This window comes from Pseudomonas farris (assembly GCF_019145235.1).
GTDB classification, from domain to species: Bacteria; Pseudomonadota; Gammaproteobacteria; order Pseudomonadales; family Pseudomonadaceae; genus Aquipseudomonas; species Aquipseudomonas farris.
In genome coordinates this window covers 201,708-217,809 of record NZ_JAHSTV010000012.1, presented here as the reverse complement: position 1 = coordinate 217,809, position 16,102 = coordinate 201,708, and the positions used below count along the sequence as shown (strand labels likewise).

Here is a 16,102-nt window from a genome sequence, read left to right as displayed (position 1 = left end):
TCCGCAGGAAAATCTCGCTTGTAGGGTTTCTATGCAACAGCCCGGGGCATGGCTATCATGCGGGCCTCATTGTGAGGCGAGGCTTGCATGCTGACCTTGTTAAAGCTTCTTAAGGATGGTCGATTCCATTCGGGCCAAGCCCTGGGTGCTGCCTTGGGCGTCAGTCGTAGCGCTGTATGGAAGCAGCTTCAGCACTTGGAGGCTGAGCTCGGTTTATCCATTCATAAAGTGCGCGGTCGTGGCTATCAACTGGCTGCGCCGTTGACACTGCTTGATCCTGCGGAAATAAGCGCGCGGGAGCCTTCTTGCGAGTGGCCCATTCTAGTCTTCGATTCAATTGACTCTACCAACGCTGAAGCCTTGCGGGCTATCGAGCGTGGCCAGCCTGCGCCATTTCTGGTGCTCGCTGAGCGGCAGACGGCTGGTCGTGGGCGGCGTGGACGCAAATGGGTGAGCCCGTTCGCGGAAAACATCTATTACAGCCTGGTACTGCGCATTGATGGTGGGATGCGGCAGCTGGAAGGCTTGAGTCTTGTTGTCGGGCTTGCCGTAATGCAAGTCTTGCGAGGGCTTGGTATTTCAGGTGTGGGGTTGAAGTGGCCGAATGATGTTCTGGTGGGTCAGCAAAAGATTGCAGGAATACTGCTCGAATTGGTGGGGGATCCTGCTGATGTGTGTCACGTGGTGATCGGTGTCGGAATAAATGTGAACATGCAGATGACCGATGAGGTTGATCAGCAATGGACGTCCATGCGCCTCGAGTCGGGTAAGGCTGTTGATCGCAATCATCTGGTTGCGGAGTTAGGGTTGATGCTCCAGGCCTATTTAGATCGCCACCAGGCCGGCGGATTTCCGGCAATCCAGGCGGAGTGGGAGCAAAATCATCTATGGCAGGGGCGGGCGGTATCGTTGATTGCCGGTGTTAGTCAGATAGATGGTGAGGTGCTGGGTATCGATGGCCAGGGTGCCTTGCGCTTGAAGGTGAATGGTGTGGAGAAGGTCTTTAGTGGTGGCGAGCTCAGTCTGAGGTTACGTGATGATTCTTGAGCTCGATTGTGGAAACAGTTTCATCAAGTGGCGTGTGCTCGGCGAGGATGTCAGGCGGGTGATTGGCGAGGGGGTCGTTGATTCAGATCTCGCATTGCTGGAGAGCTTGAAAGGCCTCAAGGGGCTCGCTCTCATGCATTGTCGCTTAGTCAGTGTCAGAACCGCCGAAGAAACAAGTGCGCTGATTTCTCTGCTGACCGAGGCTTTCGGCGTTTCCGTAGTGTGCGCGACACCGGCTCGGGAGATGTCCGGGGTTCGAAATGGCTATGAGGAGTTCGAGCGGCTAGGGCTTGATCGCTGGCTTGCAATGCTCGGAGGATTTCATCTGGCTTCGGGTGCTTGTCTGGTGCTCGACTTTGGTACGGCGGTTACGGCTGACTTTATTGCAGGGGATGGTGAGCATCTCGGGGGATTTATCTGTCCGGGGATGCCTTTGATGCGCAACCAGCTGCGTACCCATACCCGTAGAATTCGCTATGGAGATCTTGCTGCCGAGCGCGCTTTGGAGAGTCTTGTTCCTGGACGTACAACCGTCGAGGCGGTCGAGCGTGGTTGTTTGCTAATGTTGAGAGGGTTTGTCCTGACTCAGCTAGAGTTGGCGCGCAGCTATTGGGGAGATGATTTCGCAGTCTTTCTGACTGGCGGGGATGCTGATCTGGTCTCCGAGATTGTGCCCGAAGCCAGGGTGGTTCCAGATCTGGTATTTGTAGGTTTGGCGATGGCGTGTCCCTTGTCCTGAGGTTTTTATGCGTTGGTTGTTTCTGCTGCTGCTTGTTCTCAATGTGTTCTATTACATCTGGCACCAACAAGAGGCTCCTCTGCGCGCAAAGGATGTAACCCCTTTGAGTTTGTATCGGGGTTCGCAGCAGGACATTCGCTTGTTGAGTGAAACGACTGACGCGGCTCGTGATAAAGGAAAGCCTGCCCAGGCAGACGATGGATGCCTCTATCTTGGCGGTTTTTCTCGTCAGGAAGCGGCTCAGGCGGTTGAGCGGCGATTGAGTAGCATGGAAATCAAGTTCGAGTCCTTGCTGAGGGCTCCCGCCGAGTCTGATGGTTACTGGGTGCGTGTGGCACCAGAAAGCCGGCGTTTGCTGGGTGACTCGCAGTTGCAAAACCTTTCTAAAGAATTCAATGGGTTAAAACATAAAATAATGCCGTGCGAGGGGGTTGCACCCGTCGAATAGTTTGCATAGAATGGCGCCCGCTTCGCAGTGAAGACCTTTAACAGTCAGCAGTGTGAAGCGAGGTCAACGCAGCTAACCTCAGGTTTTTAATGAGAAAATGCTTGACAGAAGGCTGGCATGATATAGAATGCCGGCTCGCTTAGGAGGGGTTCCCGAGCGGCCAAAGGGATCAGACTGTAAATCTGACGTCTACGACTTCGAAGGTTCGAATCCTTCCCCCTCCACCATTTTTAGCGAGAGCTGCAAGCTCCGCGGGTATAGTTTAGTGGTAGAACCTCAGCCTTCCAAGCTGATGATGCGGGTTCGATTCCCGCTACCCGCTCCAAGTTTGCAGGTCCTGCAAAGTGTTACGCTCTTGTAGCTCAGTTGGTAGAGCACACCCTTGGTAAGGGTGAGGTCAGCGGTTCAAATCCGCTCAAGAGCTCCATATAACAAGGCAGATATGAAAATATCTGCCTTTGTTTTAATGGCTGATAGTACTTGCTTAATTCTTCTGCTAGGGGTGATTTCGATGGCTAAGGAAAAGTTCGAACGTAACAAGCCGCACGTCAACGTTGGAACCATTGGTCACGTAGACCATGGCAAGACAACTCTGACCGCCGCTTTGACCCGTGTCTGCTCCGAAGTGTTCGGTTCGGCAAAGGTTGACTTCGACAAGATCGATAGCGCCCCAGAAGAAAAAGCTCGTGGTATCACCATTAATACTGCTCACGTTGAATACGATTCGGCTGTGCGTCACTACGCACACGTTGACTGTCCAGGTCACGCCGACTACGTAAAAAACATGATTACCGGTGCTGCACAGATGGATGGTGCGATTCTGGTTTGCTCGGCCGCTGATGGTCCGATGCCGCAAACCCGTGAGCACATCCTGTTGTCCCGTCAGGTTGGCGTTCCGTACATCGTTGTCTTCCTGAACAAGGCTGACATGGTTGACGATGCTGAGCTGCTGGAACTGGTTGAGATGGAAGTGCGCGATCTGCTGAGCACTTACGATTTCCCAGGTGATGACACGCCGATCATCATTGGTTCGGCGCTGATGGCGCTGAATGGTCAAGACGACAACGAGATGGGCACTACCGCCGTCAAGAAGTTGGTCGAGACTCTGGATAGCTATATTCCGCAGCCTGAGCGTGCTATCGATAAGCCGTTCCTGATGCCGATCGAGGATGTGTTCTCGATCTCCGGTCGCGGTACTGTTGTGACTGGTCGTGTTGAGCGTGGCATTGTCCGCATTCAGGAAGAAGTTGAGATTGTTGGTCTTCGTGACACTGTCAAAACTACTTGCACTGGTGTTGAGATGTTCCGCAAGCTGCTCGACGAAGGTCGTGCGGGTGAGAACTGCGGCGTTCTGCTGCGTGGTACCAAGCGTGATGATGTTGAGCGTGGCCAGGTTCTGGTTAAGCCCGGCACCGTCAAGCCGCATACCAAGTTCACTGCTGAGGTTTACGTTCTGAGCAAGGAAGAAGGTGGTCGTCATACGCCATTCTTCAAGGGCTACCGTCCACAGTTCTACTTCCGTACAACTGACGTGACTGGTAACTGCGAGCTGCCGGAAGGTGTTGAAATGGTGATGCCGGGTGACAACGTTCAAATGACCGTTACCCTGATCAAAACCATCGCGATGGAAGATGGTCTGCGTTTCGCTATCCGTGAGGGCGGTCGTACCGTCGGCGCTGGTGTCGTAGCAAAAGTCATCGAGTAAGTTGTTGTAATGTCTTTTTCGGGCCGGCATAATGGTCGGCCTGATTTTGTTTTAGGTCAGTAGCTCAATTGGCAGAGCGACGGTCTCCAAAACCGTAGGTTGGGGGTTCGATTCCCTCCTGACCTGCCAGATTCACTTGGTGTGTCTGGCTTTCTTTTCACAGGATCTTCATAGATGACTCCTAAAGCTGAAGCTCAAGGCTCTCGCTTCGATCTGCTCAAGTGGCTAGTAGTAGTCGCTTTGGTGGTTGTTGGCGTTGTTGGCAATCAGTATTACTCTGCTTCGCCGATCCTGTACCGCGTACTCGCTTTGCTTGTCATTGCTGCTGTAGCTGCCTTTGTAGGCCTGCAGACAGTCAAGGGCAAGTCTTTCTTTGTACTGGTTAAGGAAGCTCGCACCGAGATTCGTAAAGTCGTATGGCCAACTCGCCAAGAAACCACGCAGACCACGCTGATTGTTGTGGCTGTTGTTCTGGTTATGGCGTTGCTGTTGTGGGGGCTTGATTCCCTGCTCGGCTGGCTTGTTTCCTTGATTGTCGGCTAAGGGTGTCCCGTGGCTAAGCGTTGGTACGTTGTGCATGCTTACTCCGGTTACGAGAAGCATGTCATGCGCTCGTTGGTAGAGCGCGTAAAGCTGGCTGGCATGGAAGATGGCTTTGGCGAAATTCTGGTTCCCACTGAAGAAGTGGTTGAAATGCGTAATGGCCAGAAACGCAAAAGCGAGCGCAAGTTCTTCCCAGGTTATGTGCTGGTCCAGATGGACATGAGCGAGGGTACTTGGCACTTGGTCAAGGATACTCCTCGGGTGATGGGTTTCATCGGCGGTACTGCTGATAAGCCTGCACCGATCACTGATAAAGAGGCAGAAGCGATTCTGCGTCGCGTTGCTGATGGTAGCGACAAGCCGAAGCCGAAGACGTTGTTCGAGCCAGGCGAGTCGGTACGTGTCAATGACGGACCGTTTGCTGATTTTACTGGCACGGTTGAAGAAGTTAACTACGAGAAGAGCCGGATCCAAGTGGCAGTGCTCATTTTCGGTCGCTCTACTCCGGTAGAGCTAGAGTTCAGCCAGGTCGAAAAGGTCTAGTTGAGCAAGCATCCCAACCCCGCAGCCCTAGGCTGTGGGGTTTTGTCGTCACTGGGATAAACGCGCAAGTAACCGGGGAGCCTTTCGAGGCGTTCGAACCCGTAATTGGAGTGCCTCATGGCCAAGAAGATTACCGCTTACATCAAGCTGCAAGTGAAGGCCGCTCAGGCTAACCCAAGCCCACCTGTTGGTCCTGCTTTGGGTCAGCACGGCGTGAACATCATGGAATTCTGCAAGGCTTTCAACGCCCGTACTCAGGGTATTGAGCCAGGTCTGCCGACTCCAGTGATCATCACTGTCTACAGCGACCGTAGCTTCACTTTCGAAACCAAATCCACACCTGCTTCGGTTCTGCTGAAGAAGGCTGCTGGTCTGACTAGCGGTTCTGCTCGTCCGAACACCGTTAAGGTTGGCACCGTGACCCGTGCTCAGCTGGAAGAAATCGCGAAAACCAAAAACGCGGATCTGACTGCAGCTGATATGGAAGCAGCCGTGCGTACTATCGCCGGTTCTGCTCGTAGCATGGGCCTTAACGTGGAGGGTGTGTAATGGCTAAGTTGACCAAGCGTCAAAAGGCTATCGCCGGCAAAATCGAAGCAGGCAAGTCCTACAACTTTGTAGACGCTGCTGCTCTGCTGGCTGAGCTGTCGACTGTCAAGTTCAGCGAGTCGTTCGACGTTGCTGTGAACCTGGGTGTTGACCCGCGTAAATCCGACCAGGTCGTTCGTAGCGCTACCGTGCTGCCACACGGCACTGGCAAGACTGTTCGCGTTGCTGTGTTCACCCAGGGTCCAGCTGCCGAGGCTGCTCTGGCTGCCGGCGCTGACCGTGTAGGTATGGACGACCTGGCTGCCGAAATGAAAGGCGGCGACCTGAACTATGACGTGGTTATCGCATCCCCGGATGCCATGCGCGTTGTTGGTCAGTTGGGTCAGATCCTGGGCCCACGCGGCCTGATGCCTAACCCTAAAGTCGGCACTGTAACTCCAGACGTAGCTACCGCGGTTAAAAACGCCAAGGCTGGTCAGGTTCGTTATCGCACCGACAAAAACGGCATCATCCACACCTCCGTTGGCAAAGTCGGCTTCGATGCCGTCAAGCTGAAGGAAAACGTTGAAGCCCTGATCGCTGATCTGAAGCGTATCAAGCCAGCTTCCTCGAAAGGTATTTACGTCAAGCGCGTTACCCTGAGCACCACCATGGGTCCAGGTCTGGTCATCGACCAAGGCTCGCTCGACGCGTAAGACACAGGTTGGCGCAAGCGATTGCGCCAATTGAAAGATTGGGGTCCCTGCCTGGCGGGGGCTATCCAAGACCGTAGGCGACGCAAGTCTTAAACCTCAAGCCTACGCAGATGGTGCTCCCGGTTCCTTACCGAATCAGACACCAAAACGACATCCGGCTTCGGTTGGATGAAACGGTAACAAGCAGGAGTTAAACCCGTGGCAATTAAACTCGAAGACAAGAAGGCCATCGTCGCTGAAGTCAACGAGGCTGCCAATGTTGCCCTGTCTGCTGTTGTGGCTGATGCCCGCGGCGTGACAGTTGGCGCTATGACCGGACTCCGTAAAGAGGCTCGTGAAGCTGGCGTTTACGTACGTGTTGTACGTAACACCCTGCTCAAGCGCGCCGTTGCTGGCACTCAATATGACGTGCTCAACGACGTGTTCACTGGCCCGACCTTGATTGCATTTTCGAAAGAACATCCGGGCGCTGCTGCTCGTATCTTCAAAGAATTCGCAAAAGGTCAGGATAAGTTCGAGATCAAGGCAGCTGCGTTCGAGGGCAAGTTCCTCGCAGCTAATCAGATCGACGTACTGGCAAGTCTGCCGACCCGTGACGAAGCAATTTCTCAGCTGATGAGCGTGATTCAAGGCGCAACCAGCAAATTGGCTCGTACTCTGGCGGCCCTTCGCGACCAGAAAGAAGCTGCCGCAGCCTAAGGCTGAGCGACTCCTTTCAGCGTTTATTGTTTATTTCGATGGCCGCGTAGGCTGTCACCCCAATACAGGAATTTATAGTCATGTCTCTGACTAACGACCAAATCATCGAAGCAATCGGCGAAAAATCCGTTCTGGAAATCGTTGAGCTGATCAAGGCCATGGAAGAGAAGTTCGGCGTTTCCGCTGCCGCTGCTTCCGCTGGTCCAGCTGCTGTTGCTGCCGTTGTTGAAGAACAAACTGAATTCAACGTCATGCTGACCGAAGCTGGCGAGAAGAAAGTTAACGTGATCAAGGCAGTACGTGAACTGACCGGTCTGGGCCTGAAAGAAGCCAAGGCTGTAGTTGACGGCGCTCCTGCCATGGTTCTGGAAGCTGTTTCGAAAGACGCAGCTGACAAAGCCAAAGCTACTCTGGAAGAAGCAGGCGCTAAAGTCGAGCTGAAGTAAGCATCGACTTTGCACCTCCAGCCCGAGCGTTAAGCGAAAGGCTGATGGCTGGTGGCTCTTGCCACCGGCCTTTTTCCGTTATTGGCAGCCGACTGGGTCGGTGCTGGTAACGAGCTGTAACCACCCGATGCGGTGGCGCAAACCATGGGGTTTGCACGATTTTCTGGCTGCTCCCGTCGGGAGGGGCCAAACAAGCAGGTGACCAAGCTGGGGAACGCTGATGGCTTACTCATATACTGAGAAAAAACGTATCCGCAAGGACTTTAGCAAGTTGCCGGACGTCATGGATGTGCCGTACCTCCTGGCCATCCAGCTGGATTCGTATCGTGAATTCTTGCAAGCGGGAGCGACTAAAGATCAGTTCCGCGACGTGGGCCTGCATGCGGCCTTCAAATCCGTTTTCCCGATCATCAGCTACTCCGGCAATGCTGCGCTGGAGTACGTCGGTTATCGCCTGGGCGAACCGGCATTTGATGTCAAAGAATGCGTATTGCGCGGTGTAACTTACGCCGTACCTTTGCGGGTAAAAGTGCGCCTGATCATTTTCGACAAAGAATCGTCGAACAAAGCGATCAAGGACATCAAAGAGCAAGAAGTCTACATGGGTGAAATCCCCCTGATGACTGAAAACGGTACCTTCGTAATCAACGGTACCGAGCGTGTAATCGTTTCCCAGCTGCACCGTTCCCCGGGCGTGTTCTTCGACCACGACCGTGGCAAGACGCACAGCTCCGGCAAACTGCTGTACTCCGCGCGCATCATTCCTTACCGCGGTTCGTGGCTGGACTTCGAGTTCGACCCGAAAGACTGCGTGTTCGTGCGTATCGACCGTCGTCGCAAGCTGCCTGCATCGGTACTGCTGCGCGCGCTGGGCTATACCACTGAAGAAGTGCTGGACGCGTTCTACACCACCAACGTCTTCCACGTGCAAGGTGAAAACCTCAGCCTGGAACTCGTGCCTCAGCGCCTGCGTGGTGAAATTGCTGTCCTGGATATCCTGGATGACAAAGGCAAGGTTATTGTCGAGCAAGGTCGTCGTATCACTGCTCGCCACATCAACCAGCTGGAAAAAGCAGGGATCAAAGAGCTGCAAGTGCCTCTGGACTACGTCCTGGGTCGCACTACCGCCAAGGTCATCGTGCATCCGGCAACCGGCGAAATCCTGGCAGAGTGCAACACCGAGCTGAACACCGAGATCCTGGCGAAAATCGCCAAGGCTCAGGTTGTTCGCATCGAAACTCTGTACACCAACGATATCGACTGCGGTCCGTTCGTCTCCGACACTCTGAAGATCGACTCCACCAGCAACCAATTGGAAGCGCTGGTCGAGATCTATCGCATGATGCGTCCTGGCGAGCCGCCAACCAAAGACGCTGCCGAGACTCTGTTCAACAACCTGTTCTTCAGCCCTGAACGCTATGACCTGTCTGCGGTCGGCCGGATGAAGTTCAACCGTCGTATCGGTCGTACCGAGATCGAAGGTTCGGGCGTGTTGTGCAAAGAAGACATCGTCGCGGTATTGAAGACTCTGGTCGACATCCGTAACGGTAAAGGCATCGTCGATGACATCGACCACCTGGGTAACCGTCGTGTTCGCTGCGTAGGCGAAATGGCCGAGAACCAGTTCCGCGTTGGCCTGGTACGTGTTGAGCGTGCGGTCAAAGAGCGTCTGTCGATGGCTGAAAGCGAAGGCCTGATGCCGCAAGACCTGATCAACGCCAAGCCAGTGGCTGCGGCGGTGAAAGAGTTCTTCGGTTCCAGCCAGCTCTCCCAGTTCATGGACCAGAACAACCCGCTGTCCGAGATCACCCACAAGCGTCGTGTCTCTGCACTCGGCCCTGGCGGTTTGACTCGTGAGCGTGCTGGCTTTGAAGTGCGTGACGTACACCCGACTCACTACGGTCGTGTATGCCCGATTGAAACGCCGGAAGGTCCGAACATCGGTCTGATCAACTCCTTGGCTGCCTATGCGCGCACCAACCAGTACGGCTTCCTCGAGAGCCCGTACCGTGTGGTGAAAGACGCTCTGGTCACCGACGAGATCGTGTTCCTGTCCGCCATCGAAGAAGCTGATCACGTGATCGCTCAGGCTTCGGCCACGATGAACGACAAGAAAGTCCTGATCGACGAGCTGGTAGCTGTTCGTCACTTGAACGAGTTCACCGTCAAGGCGCCGGAAGACGTCACCTTGATGGACGTATCGCCGAAGCAGGTAGTTTCGGTTGCAGCGTCGCTGATCCCGTTCCTCGAGCACGACGACGCCAACCGTGCGTTGATGGGTTCGAACATGCAGCGTCAAGCTGTACCAACCCTGCGCGCTGACAAGCCGCTGGTCGGTACCGGCATGGAGCGTAACGTAGCCCGTGACTCCGGCGTTTGCGTCGTGGCTCGTCGTGGTGGCGTGATCGATTCCGTCGACGCCAGCCGTATCGTGGTTCGTGTTGCTGATGATGAAGTTGAAACCGGTGAAGCTGGTGTCGACATCTACAACCTGACCAAGTACACCCGCTCCAACCAGAACACCTGCATCAACCAGCGTCCGCTGGTGAGCAAGGGTGATCGGGTTCAGCGCAGCGACATCATGGCCGACGGTCCGTCCACCGATATGGGTGAACTGGCTCTGGGTCAGAACATGCGCATCGCGTTCATGGCATGGAACGGCTTCAACTTCGAAGACTCCATCTGCCTGTCCGAGCGTGTTGTTCAGGAAGACCGTTTCACCACGATCCACATTCAGGAACTGACCTGTGTGGCGCGTGACACCAAGCTTGGGCCTGAGGAAATCACTGCAGACATCCCAAACGTGGGTGAAGCTGCACTGAACAAACTGGACGAAGCCGGTATCGTTTACGTAGGTGCTGAAGTTGGCGCAGGCGACATCCTGGTTGGTAAGGTCACTCCGAAAGGCGAGACCCAACTGACTCCGGAAGAAAAACTGCTGCGTGCCATCTTCGGTGAAAAAGCCAGCGACGTTAAAGACACTTCCCTGCGTGTGCCTACCGGCACCAAGGGTACTGTCATCGACGTACAGGTCTTCACCCGTGACGGCGTTGAGCGTGATGCTCGTGCACTGTCGATCGAGAAGACTCAACTCGACGAGATCCGCAAGGATCTGAACGAAGAGTTCCGTATCGTTGAAGGCGCCACTTTCGAACGTCTGCGTTCCGCTCTGGTCGGCCACAAAGCCGAAGGCGGCGCCGGTCTGAAGAAAGGTCAGGAAATCACCGACGAAGTTCTCGACGGTCTTGAGCATGGTCAGTGGTTCAAGCTGCGCATGGCTGAAGATGCTCTGAACGAGCAGCTCGAGAAGGCTCAGGCCTACATCGTTGATCGCCGCCGTCTGCTGGACGACAAGTTCGAAGACAAGAAGCGCAAACTGCAGCAGGGCGATGACCTGGCTCCAGGCGTGCTGAAAATCGTCAAGGTTTACCTGGCAATCCGTCGTCGCATCCAGCCGGGCGACAAGATGGCCGGTCGTCACGGTAACAAAGGTGTGGTCTCCGTGATCATGCCGGTTGAAGACATGCCGCACGATGCCAATGGCACCCCGGTCGACGTCGTCCTCAACCCGTTGGGCGTACCTTCGCGTATGAACGTTGGTCAGATCCTTGAAACCCACCTGGGCCTCGCAGCCAAAGGTCTGGGCGAGAAGATCAACCGGATGGTAGAAGAGCAGCGTAAAGTTGCTGAACTTCGCACCTTCCTGGACGAGATCTACAACCAGATCGGCGGTCGTAACGAAGATCTGGATAGCTTCTCCGACCAGGAAATCCTGGATCTGGCGAAGAACCTGCGTGGCGGCGTACCAATGGCCACTCCAGTGTTCGACGGCGCCAAGGAAAGCGAAATCAAGGCCATGCTGAAACTGGCAGACCTGCCAGAAAGCGGCCAGATGCAGCTGACCGACGGTCGTACCGGCAACAAGTTCGAGCGCCCGGTTACTGTTGGCTACATGTACATGCTGAAGCTGAACCACTTGGTAGACGACAAGATGCACGCTCGTTCTACCGGTTCGTACAGCCTGGTTACCCAGCAGCCGCTGGGTGGTAAGGCGCAGTTCGGTGGTCAGCGTTTCGGGGAGATGGAGGTCTGGGCACTGGAAGCATACGGTGCTGCTTACACTCTGCAAGAAATGCTCACAGTGAAGTCGGACGATGTGAACGGCCGGACCAAGATGTACAAAAACATCGTGGACGGCGATCACCGTATGGAGCCGGGCATGCCCGAGTCCTTCAACGTGTTGATCAAAGAAATTCGTTCCCTCGGCATCGATATCGATCTGGAAACCGAATAACACGTGACGCGAATCGAGAGCGGGGCAGGATTGCCCGCTCTCTGCTCCGCCAGGAGGAAAGGCCTTGAAAGACCTACTGAATTTGCTGAAAAACCAGGGTCAAGTCGAAGAGTTCGATGCCATCCGTATTGGATTGGCATCGCCTGAGATGATCCGTTCGTGGTCGTTCGGTGAAGTTAAAAAGCCGGAAACCATTAACTACCGTACGTTCAAACCTGAGCGTGACGGCCTGTTCTGCGCCAAGATCTTTGGCCCGGTAAAGGATTACGAGTGCCTGTGCGGTAAGTACAAGCGCTTGAAGCACCGTGGTGTGATCTGCGAAAAGTGCGGCGTTGAAGTCGCGCTGGCAAAAGTTCGTCGTGAGCGCATGGCGCACATCGAACTGGCCTCGCCAGTTGCCCACATCTGGTTCCTGAAATCGCTGCCGTCCCGTATCGGCTTGCTGATGGACATGACCCTGCGTGATATCGAACGCGTTCTCTACTTCGAGAGCTATGTCGTTATCGATCCAGGCATGACCACCCTTGAAAAAGGTCAGCTGCTCAACGACGAGCAGTACTTCGAAGCGCTGGAAGAGTTCGGCGACGATTTCGATGCCCGCATGGGTGCCGAAGCTGTCCGCGAACTGCTGCACGCTATCGACCTGGAACACGAGATTGGCCGCCTGCGTGAAGAAATTCCGCAAACCAACTCCGAAACCAAGATCAAGAAGCTGTCCAAGCGTCTGAAGTTGATGGAAGCCTTCCAGGGTTCCGGCAACCTGCCAGAGTGGATGGTGCTGACCGTTCTGCCGGTTCTGCCGCCAGATCTGCGTCCACTGGTCCCGCTGGACGGCGGTCGCTTCGCGACTTCCGACCTCAACGATCTGTATCGTCGAGTGATCAACCGTAACAACCGCTTGAAGCGTCTGCTCGATCTGTCCGCTCCGGACATCATCGTGCGCAACGAAAAGCGTATGTTGCAGGAAGCTGTCGATGCACTGCTCGACAACGGTCGTCGTGGTCGCGCTATCACCGGTTCCAACAAGCGTCCTCTGAAATCCCTGGCTGACATGATCAAGGGTAAGCAGGGTCGTTTCCGTCAGAACTTGCTCGGTAAGCGTGTTGACTACTCCGGTCGTTCGGTAATTACCGTTGGCCCGACCCTGCGTCTGCACCAGTGCGGTCTGCCGAAGAAGATGGCTCTCGAGCTGTTCAAGCCGTTCATTTTCGGCAAGCTGGAAATGCGTGGTCTTGCTACCACCATCAAAGCTGCCAAGAAGATGGTTGAGCGCGAGCTGCCAGAGGTTTGGGACGTTCTTGCTGAAGTGATTCGCGAACACCCGGTTCTCCTCAACCGTGCACCGACCCTTCACCGTCTGGGTATCCAGGCGTTTGAACCGGTACTGATCGAAGGTAAGGCTATCCAGCTGCACCCTCTGGTCTGTGCTGCGTACAACGCCGACTTCGACGGCGACCAAATGGCCGTGCACGTACCGCTGACACTGGAAGCCCAGTTGGAAGCGCGTGCGTTGATGATGTCGACCAACAACATTCTGTCGCCAGCCAACGGTGAGCCAATCATCGTTCCGTCGCAGGACGTTGTATTGGGTCTGTACTACATGACTCGTGAAGCGATCAACGCCAAGGGCGAAGGTCGTGTGTTCGCGGATCTGCAGGAAGTTGACCGTGTGTTCCGTGCCGGCGAAGCCGCACTGCACGCCAAGGTCAAAGTGCGGATCAACGAAACCGTCAACGATCGTGATGGTGGCAGCGTCAAGAACACCCGTATTGTCGACACCACTGTCGGCCGTGCGCTGTTGTTCCAGGTTGTTCCACCTGGCCTGTCGTACGACGTCGTCAACCAGCCGATGAAGAAAAAGGCGATCTCCAAGCTGATCAACCAGTGCTACCGCGTGGTTGGTTTGAAAGAGACTGTGATCTTCGCTGACCAGTTGATGTACACCGGTTTTGCTTATTCGACCATCTCCGGCGTTTCCATCGGTGTTAACGACTTCGTTATCCCGGATGAAAAAGCCCGCATCATCGGTGCAGCCACCGACGAAGTGAAAGAGATTGAAAGTCAGTACGCCTCCGGCCTGGTAACCCAGGGCGAGAAGTACAACAAAGTGATCGACCTTTGGTCCAAGGCGAACGACGAAGTTTCCAAGGCGATGATGGCCAACCTCTCGAAAGAGAGAGTCATTGACCGTCATGGCGTCGAAGTCGACCAAGAGTCTTTCAACTCGATGTACATGATGGCCGACTCGGGCGCACGGGGTTCTGCTGCGCAGATCCGTCAGCTCGCCGGTATGCGTGGCCTGATGGCCAAGCCGGACGGTTCCATCATCGAAACGCCGATTACTGCGAACTTCCGTGAAGGTTTGAGCGTACTTCAGTACTTCATCTCCACTCACGGTGCTCGTAAAGGTTTGGCGGATACCGCGTTGAAAACTGCGAACTCCGGTTACCTGACTCGTCGTCTGGTAGACGTGGCGCAGGATCTGGTTGTGACCGAGATCGATTGCGGCACCGAACATGGCCTGGTAATGACTCCGCACATTGAAGGCGGTGACGTTGTTGAGCCGTTGGGTGAGCGCGTATTGGGTCGTGTCATTGCCCGTGACGTATTCAAGCCAGGTACCGAGGAAATTATCGTTCCTGCCGGCACTCTGGTAGACGAGAAGTGGGTCGAGTTCATCGAGCTGAACAGCATCGACGAAGTGATCGTGCGTTCGCCGATCAGCTGCGAAACCCGCTACGGCATTTGCGCCAAGTGCTACGGCCGTGACTTGGCTCGTGGTCACCAGGTGAACATCGGTGAAGCGGTCGGCGTTATCGCTGCCCAGTCCATCGGTGAGCCGGGTACCCAGCTGACCATGCGTACGTTCCACATCGGTGGTGCGGCAAGCCGGACCTCCGCAGCCGACAGCGTTCAGGTGAAGAATGGCGGTACCGTCCGTCTGCATAACCTGAAGCACGTTGAGCGAGTGGATGGTTGCCTGGTTGCTGTGTCCCGTTCCGGTGAGCTGGCGATCGCTGATGACTTCGGTCGTGAGCGCGAGCGTTACAAGCTGCCGTACGGTGCTGTGATTTCGGTTAAAGAAGGTGACAAGGTCGACGCTGGCGCAATCGTGGCCAAGTGGGATCCGCACACTCACCCAATCGTTACCGAAATGAAAGGTACCGTGACCTACGTGGGCATGGAAGAAGGCATCACGATCAAGCGTCAGACTGACGAATTGACCGGTATGACCAACATTGAAGTACTCGACGCCAAAGACCGTCCAGCTGCCGGTAAAGATATCCGTCCTGCTGTGAAGATGGTTGATGACAACGGCAAGGATCTCTTGCTGCCGGGTACCGACGTAATTGCTCAGTACTTCCTGCCTGCTAACGCCCTGGTCGGTGTAGCGGACGGTGCGAAAATCGCGATCGGTGATGTTATCGCTCGTATTCCGCAAGAGACTTCGAAGACCCGTGACATCACCGGTGGTCTGCCGCGCGTTGCCGACTTGTTCGAAGCCCGTCGTCCGAAAGAAGCCTCGATTCTGGCTGAAGTCAGCGGCACCATCGCGTTCGGTAAAGAGACCAAAGGCAAGCGCCGTCTGGTTATCACCCCGAACGACGGTAGCGATCCGTACGAAGAGCTGATTCCGAAGTGGCGTCACCTGAACGTCTTCGAAGGCGAACAGGTAAACCGCGGCGAAGTTATCTCCGACGGCCCGAGCGATCCACACGACATCCTGCGTCTGCTGGGTGTGAGTGCGCTGGCCAAGTACATCGTGAACGAGATCCAGGACGTTTACCGTCTACAAGGCGTGAAGATCAACGATAAGCACATCGAGACCATCCTGCGTCAGATGCTGCGTAAAGTTGAAATCGCTGAATCCGGCGATTCCAGTTTCATCAAGGGCGACCAGATGGAATTGACTCACGTTCTGGTAGAGAACGAGCGTCTGGCTGGCGACGAGAAATTCGTTTCCAAGTTCACTCGCGTACTGCTGGGTATCACCAAGGCGTCGTTGTCCACCGAATCGTTCATCTCGGCGGCTTCCTTCCAGGAAACCACTCGCGTACTGACCGAAGCGGCGGTAACCGGCAAGCGCGATTACCTGCGCGGCCTGAAAGAAAACGTAGTCGTGGGTCGTCTGATCCCGGCCGGTACCGGTCTGGCTTATCACAGCGAGCGCAAGCGCCGCCGTGATGCTGACAAACCGTTGCGCGTAAGCGCCAGTGAAGTGGAAGCTGCACTGACCGAAGCGCTGAACTCAAGCGGTAACTGAGTTCTGCGATAAATGAGCGTAAGGCCCTGGCCGTTCCGTTCATCGAATCGAGACAATTTGTCGAGGTTGGATGAGCGGGGAGGTCGGGGCCTTGCCTTGACTGGGGGCAAGATCCTCTTTAGACTCTTGT

12 protein-coding genes and 4 tRNA genes are annotated in these 16,102 nt (G+C 55.2%); all 16 read left to right on the top strand.

Features of this window, described 5'->3' with window-relative positions:
- The first annotated feature begins 87 nt into the window (after nt 1–87).
- The 16 genes from birA to rpoC all read left to right on the top strand — a co-directional run bounded on the left by birA (nt 88) and on the right by rpoC (nt 15,972).
- On the top strand, nt 88–1,047 hold the full coding sequence (gene birA, locus KVG95_RS24425) for a bifunctional biotin--[acetyl-CoA-carboxylase] ligase/biotin operon repressor BirA (protein WP_217858222.1): 960 nt from the start codon (nt 88–90) through the stop codon (nt 1,045–1,047).
- The gene (locus KVG95_RS24420) at nt 1,037–1,786 is read left to right on the top strand and encodes a pantothenate kinase (protein ID WP_052967039.1); all 750 of its coding nucleotides are present in this window, start codon (nt 1,037–1,039) and stop codon (nt 1,784–1,786) included. The genes birA and KVG95_RS24420 overlap by 11 nt, the downstream gene beginning before the upstream one ends.
- 7 nt (nt 1,787–1,793) lie before the next feature.
- On the top strand, nt 1,794–2,234 hold the full coding sequence (locus tag KVG95_RS24415) for a hypothetical protein (RefSeq protein WP_217858221.1): 441 nt from the start codon (nt 1,794–1,796) through the stop codon (nt 2,232–2,234).
- 142 nt (nt 2,235–2,376) lie between these two features.
- Nucleotides 2,377–2,461 (top strand) — tRNA-Tyr (locus tag KVG95_RS24410).
- Between the two features lie 24 nt (nt 2,462–2,485).
- Nucleotides 2,486–2,559 (top strand) — tRNA-Gly (locus tag KVG95_RS24405).
- A 26-nt stretch (nt 2,560–2,585) separates the two neighbouring features.
- A tRNA-Thr gene (locus tag KVG95_RS24400) sits at nt 2,586–2,661 on the top strand.
- A gap of 84 nt (nt 2,662–2,745) precedes the next feature.
- Entirely contained in the window at nt 2,746–3,939 is a 1,194-nt protein-coding gene (gene tuf, locus KVG95_RS24395; protein ID WP_007896619.1) for an elongation factor Tu, read from the top strand.
- 53 nt (nt 3,940–3,992) lie between these two features.
- Nucleotides 3,993–4,068 (top strand) — tRNA-Trp (locus KVG95_RS24390).
- Nucleotides 4,069–4,113: 45 nt separating this feature from the next.
- Nucleotides 4,114–4,482, top strand: a complete 369-nt coding sequence (secE, locus tag KVG95_RS24385) for a preprotein translocase subunit SecE (RefSeq protein WP_007896620.1) — start codon at nt 4,114–4,116, stop codon at nt 4,480–4,482.
- A 9-nt stretch (nt 4,483–4,491) separates the two neighbouring features.
- A complete protein-coding gene (gene nusG / locus KVG95_RS24380; protein WP_217858220.1) occupies nt 4,492–5,025 on the top strand; it encodes a transcription termination/antitermination protein NusG in 534 nt (177 codons plus the stop codon).
- A 117-nt stretch (nt 5,026–5,142) separates the two neighbouring features.
- Nucleotides 5,143–5,574: a 50S ribosomal protein L11 gene (gene rplK, locus KVG95_RS24375; protein ID WP_008008888.1), complete on the top strand. Its 432-nt coding sequence runs from the start codon at nt 5,143–5,145 to the stop codon at nt 5,572–5,574.
- Nucleotides 5,574–6,269 carry a 50S ribosomal protein L1 gene (gene rplA / locus KVG95_RS24370; RefSeq protein WP_007896626.1) on the top strand — a complete coding sequence of 232 codons (696 nt, stop codon included), beginning with the start codon at nt 5,574–5,576 and terminating at the stop codon, nt 6,267–6,269. Before rplK ends, rplA begins: the two co-directional genes overlap by 1 nt.
- Nucleotides 6,270–6,467: 198 nt before the next feature.
- On the top strand, nt 6,468–6,968 hold the full coding sequence (gene rplJ, locus KVG95_RS24365) for a 50S ribosomal protein L10 (RefSeq protein WP_007896629.1): 501 nt from the start codon (nt 6,468–6,470) through the stop codon (nt 6,966–6,968).
- A gap of 80 nt (nt 6,969–7,048) precedes the next feature.
- Nucleotides 7,049–7,414, top strand: a complete 366-nt coding sequence (gene rplL / locus KVG95_RS24360; RefSeq protein ID WP_008073881.1) for a 50S ribosomal protein L7/L12 — start codon at nt 7,049–7,051, stop codon at nt 7,412–7,414.
- A 220-nt stretch (nt 7,415–7,634) separates the two neighbouring features.
- A complete protein-coding gene (gene rpoB, locus KVG95_RS24355) occupies nt 7,635–11,708 on the top strand; it encodes a DNA-directed RNA polymerase subunit beta (protein WP_007896631.1) in 4,074 nt (1,357 codons plus the stop codon).
- A gap of 64 nt (nt 11,709–11,772) precedes the next feature.
- Complete coding sequence (gene rpoC / locus KVG95_RS24350; protein ID WP_217858219.1) at nt 11,773–15,972, top strand: DNA-directed RNA polymerase subunit beta'; 4,200 nt, start codon at nt 11,773–11,775, stop codon at nt 15,970–15,972.
- Nucleotides 15,973–16,102: the final 130 nt, after the last annotated feature.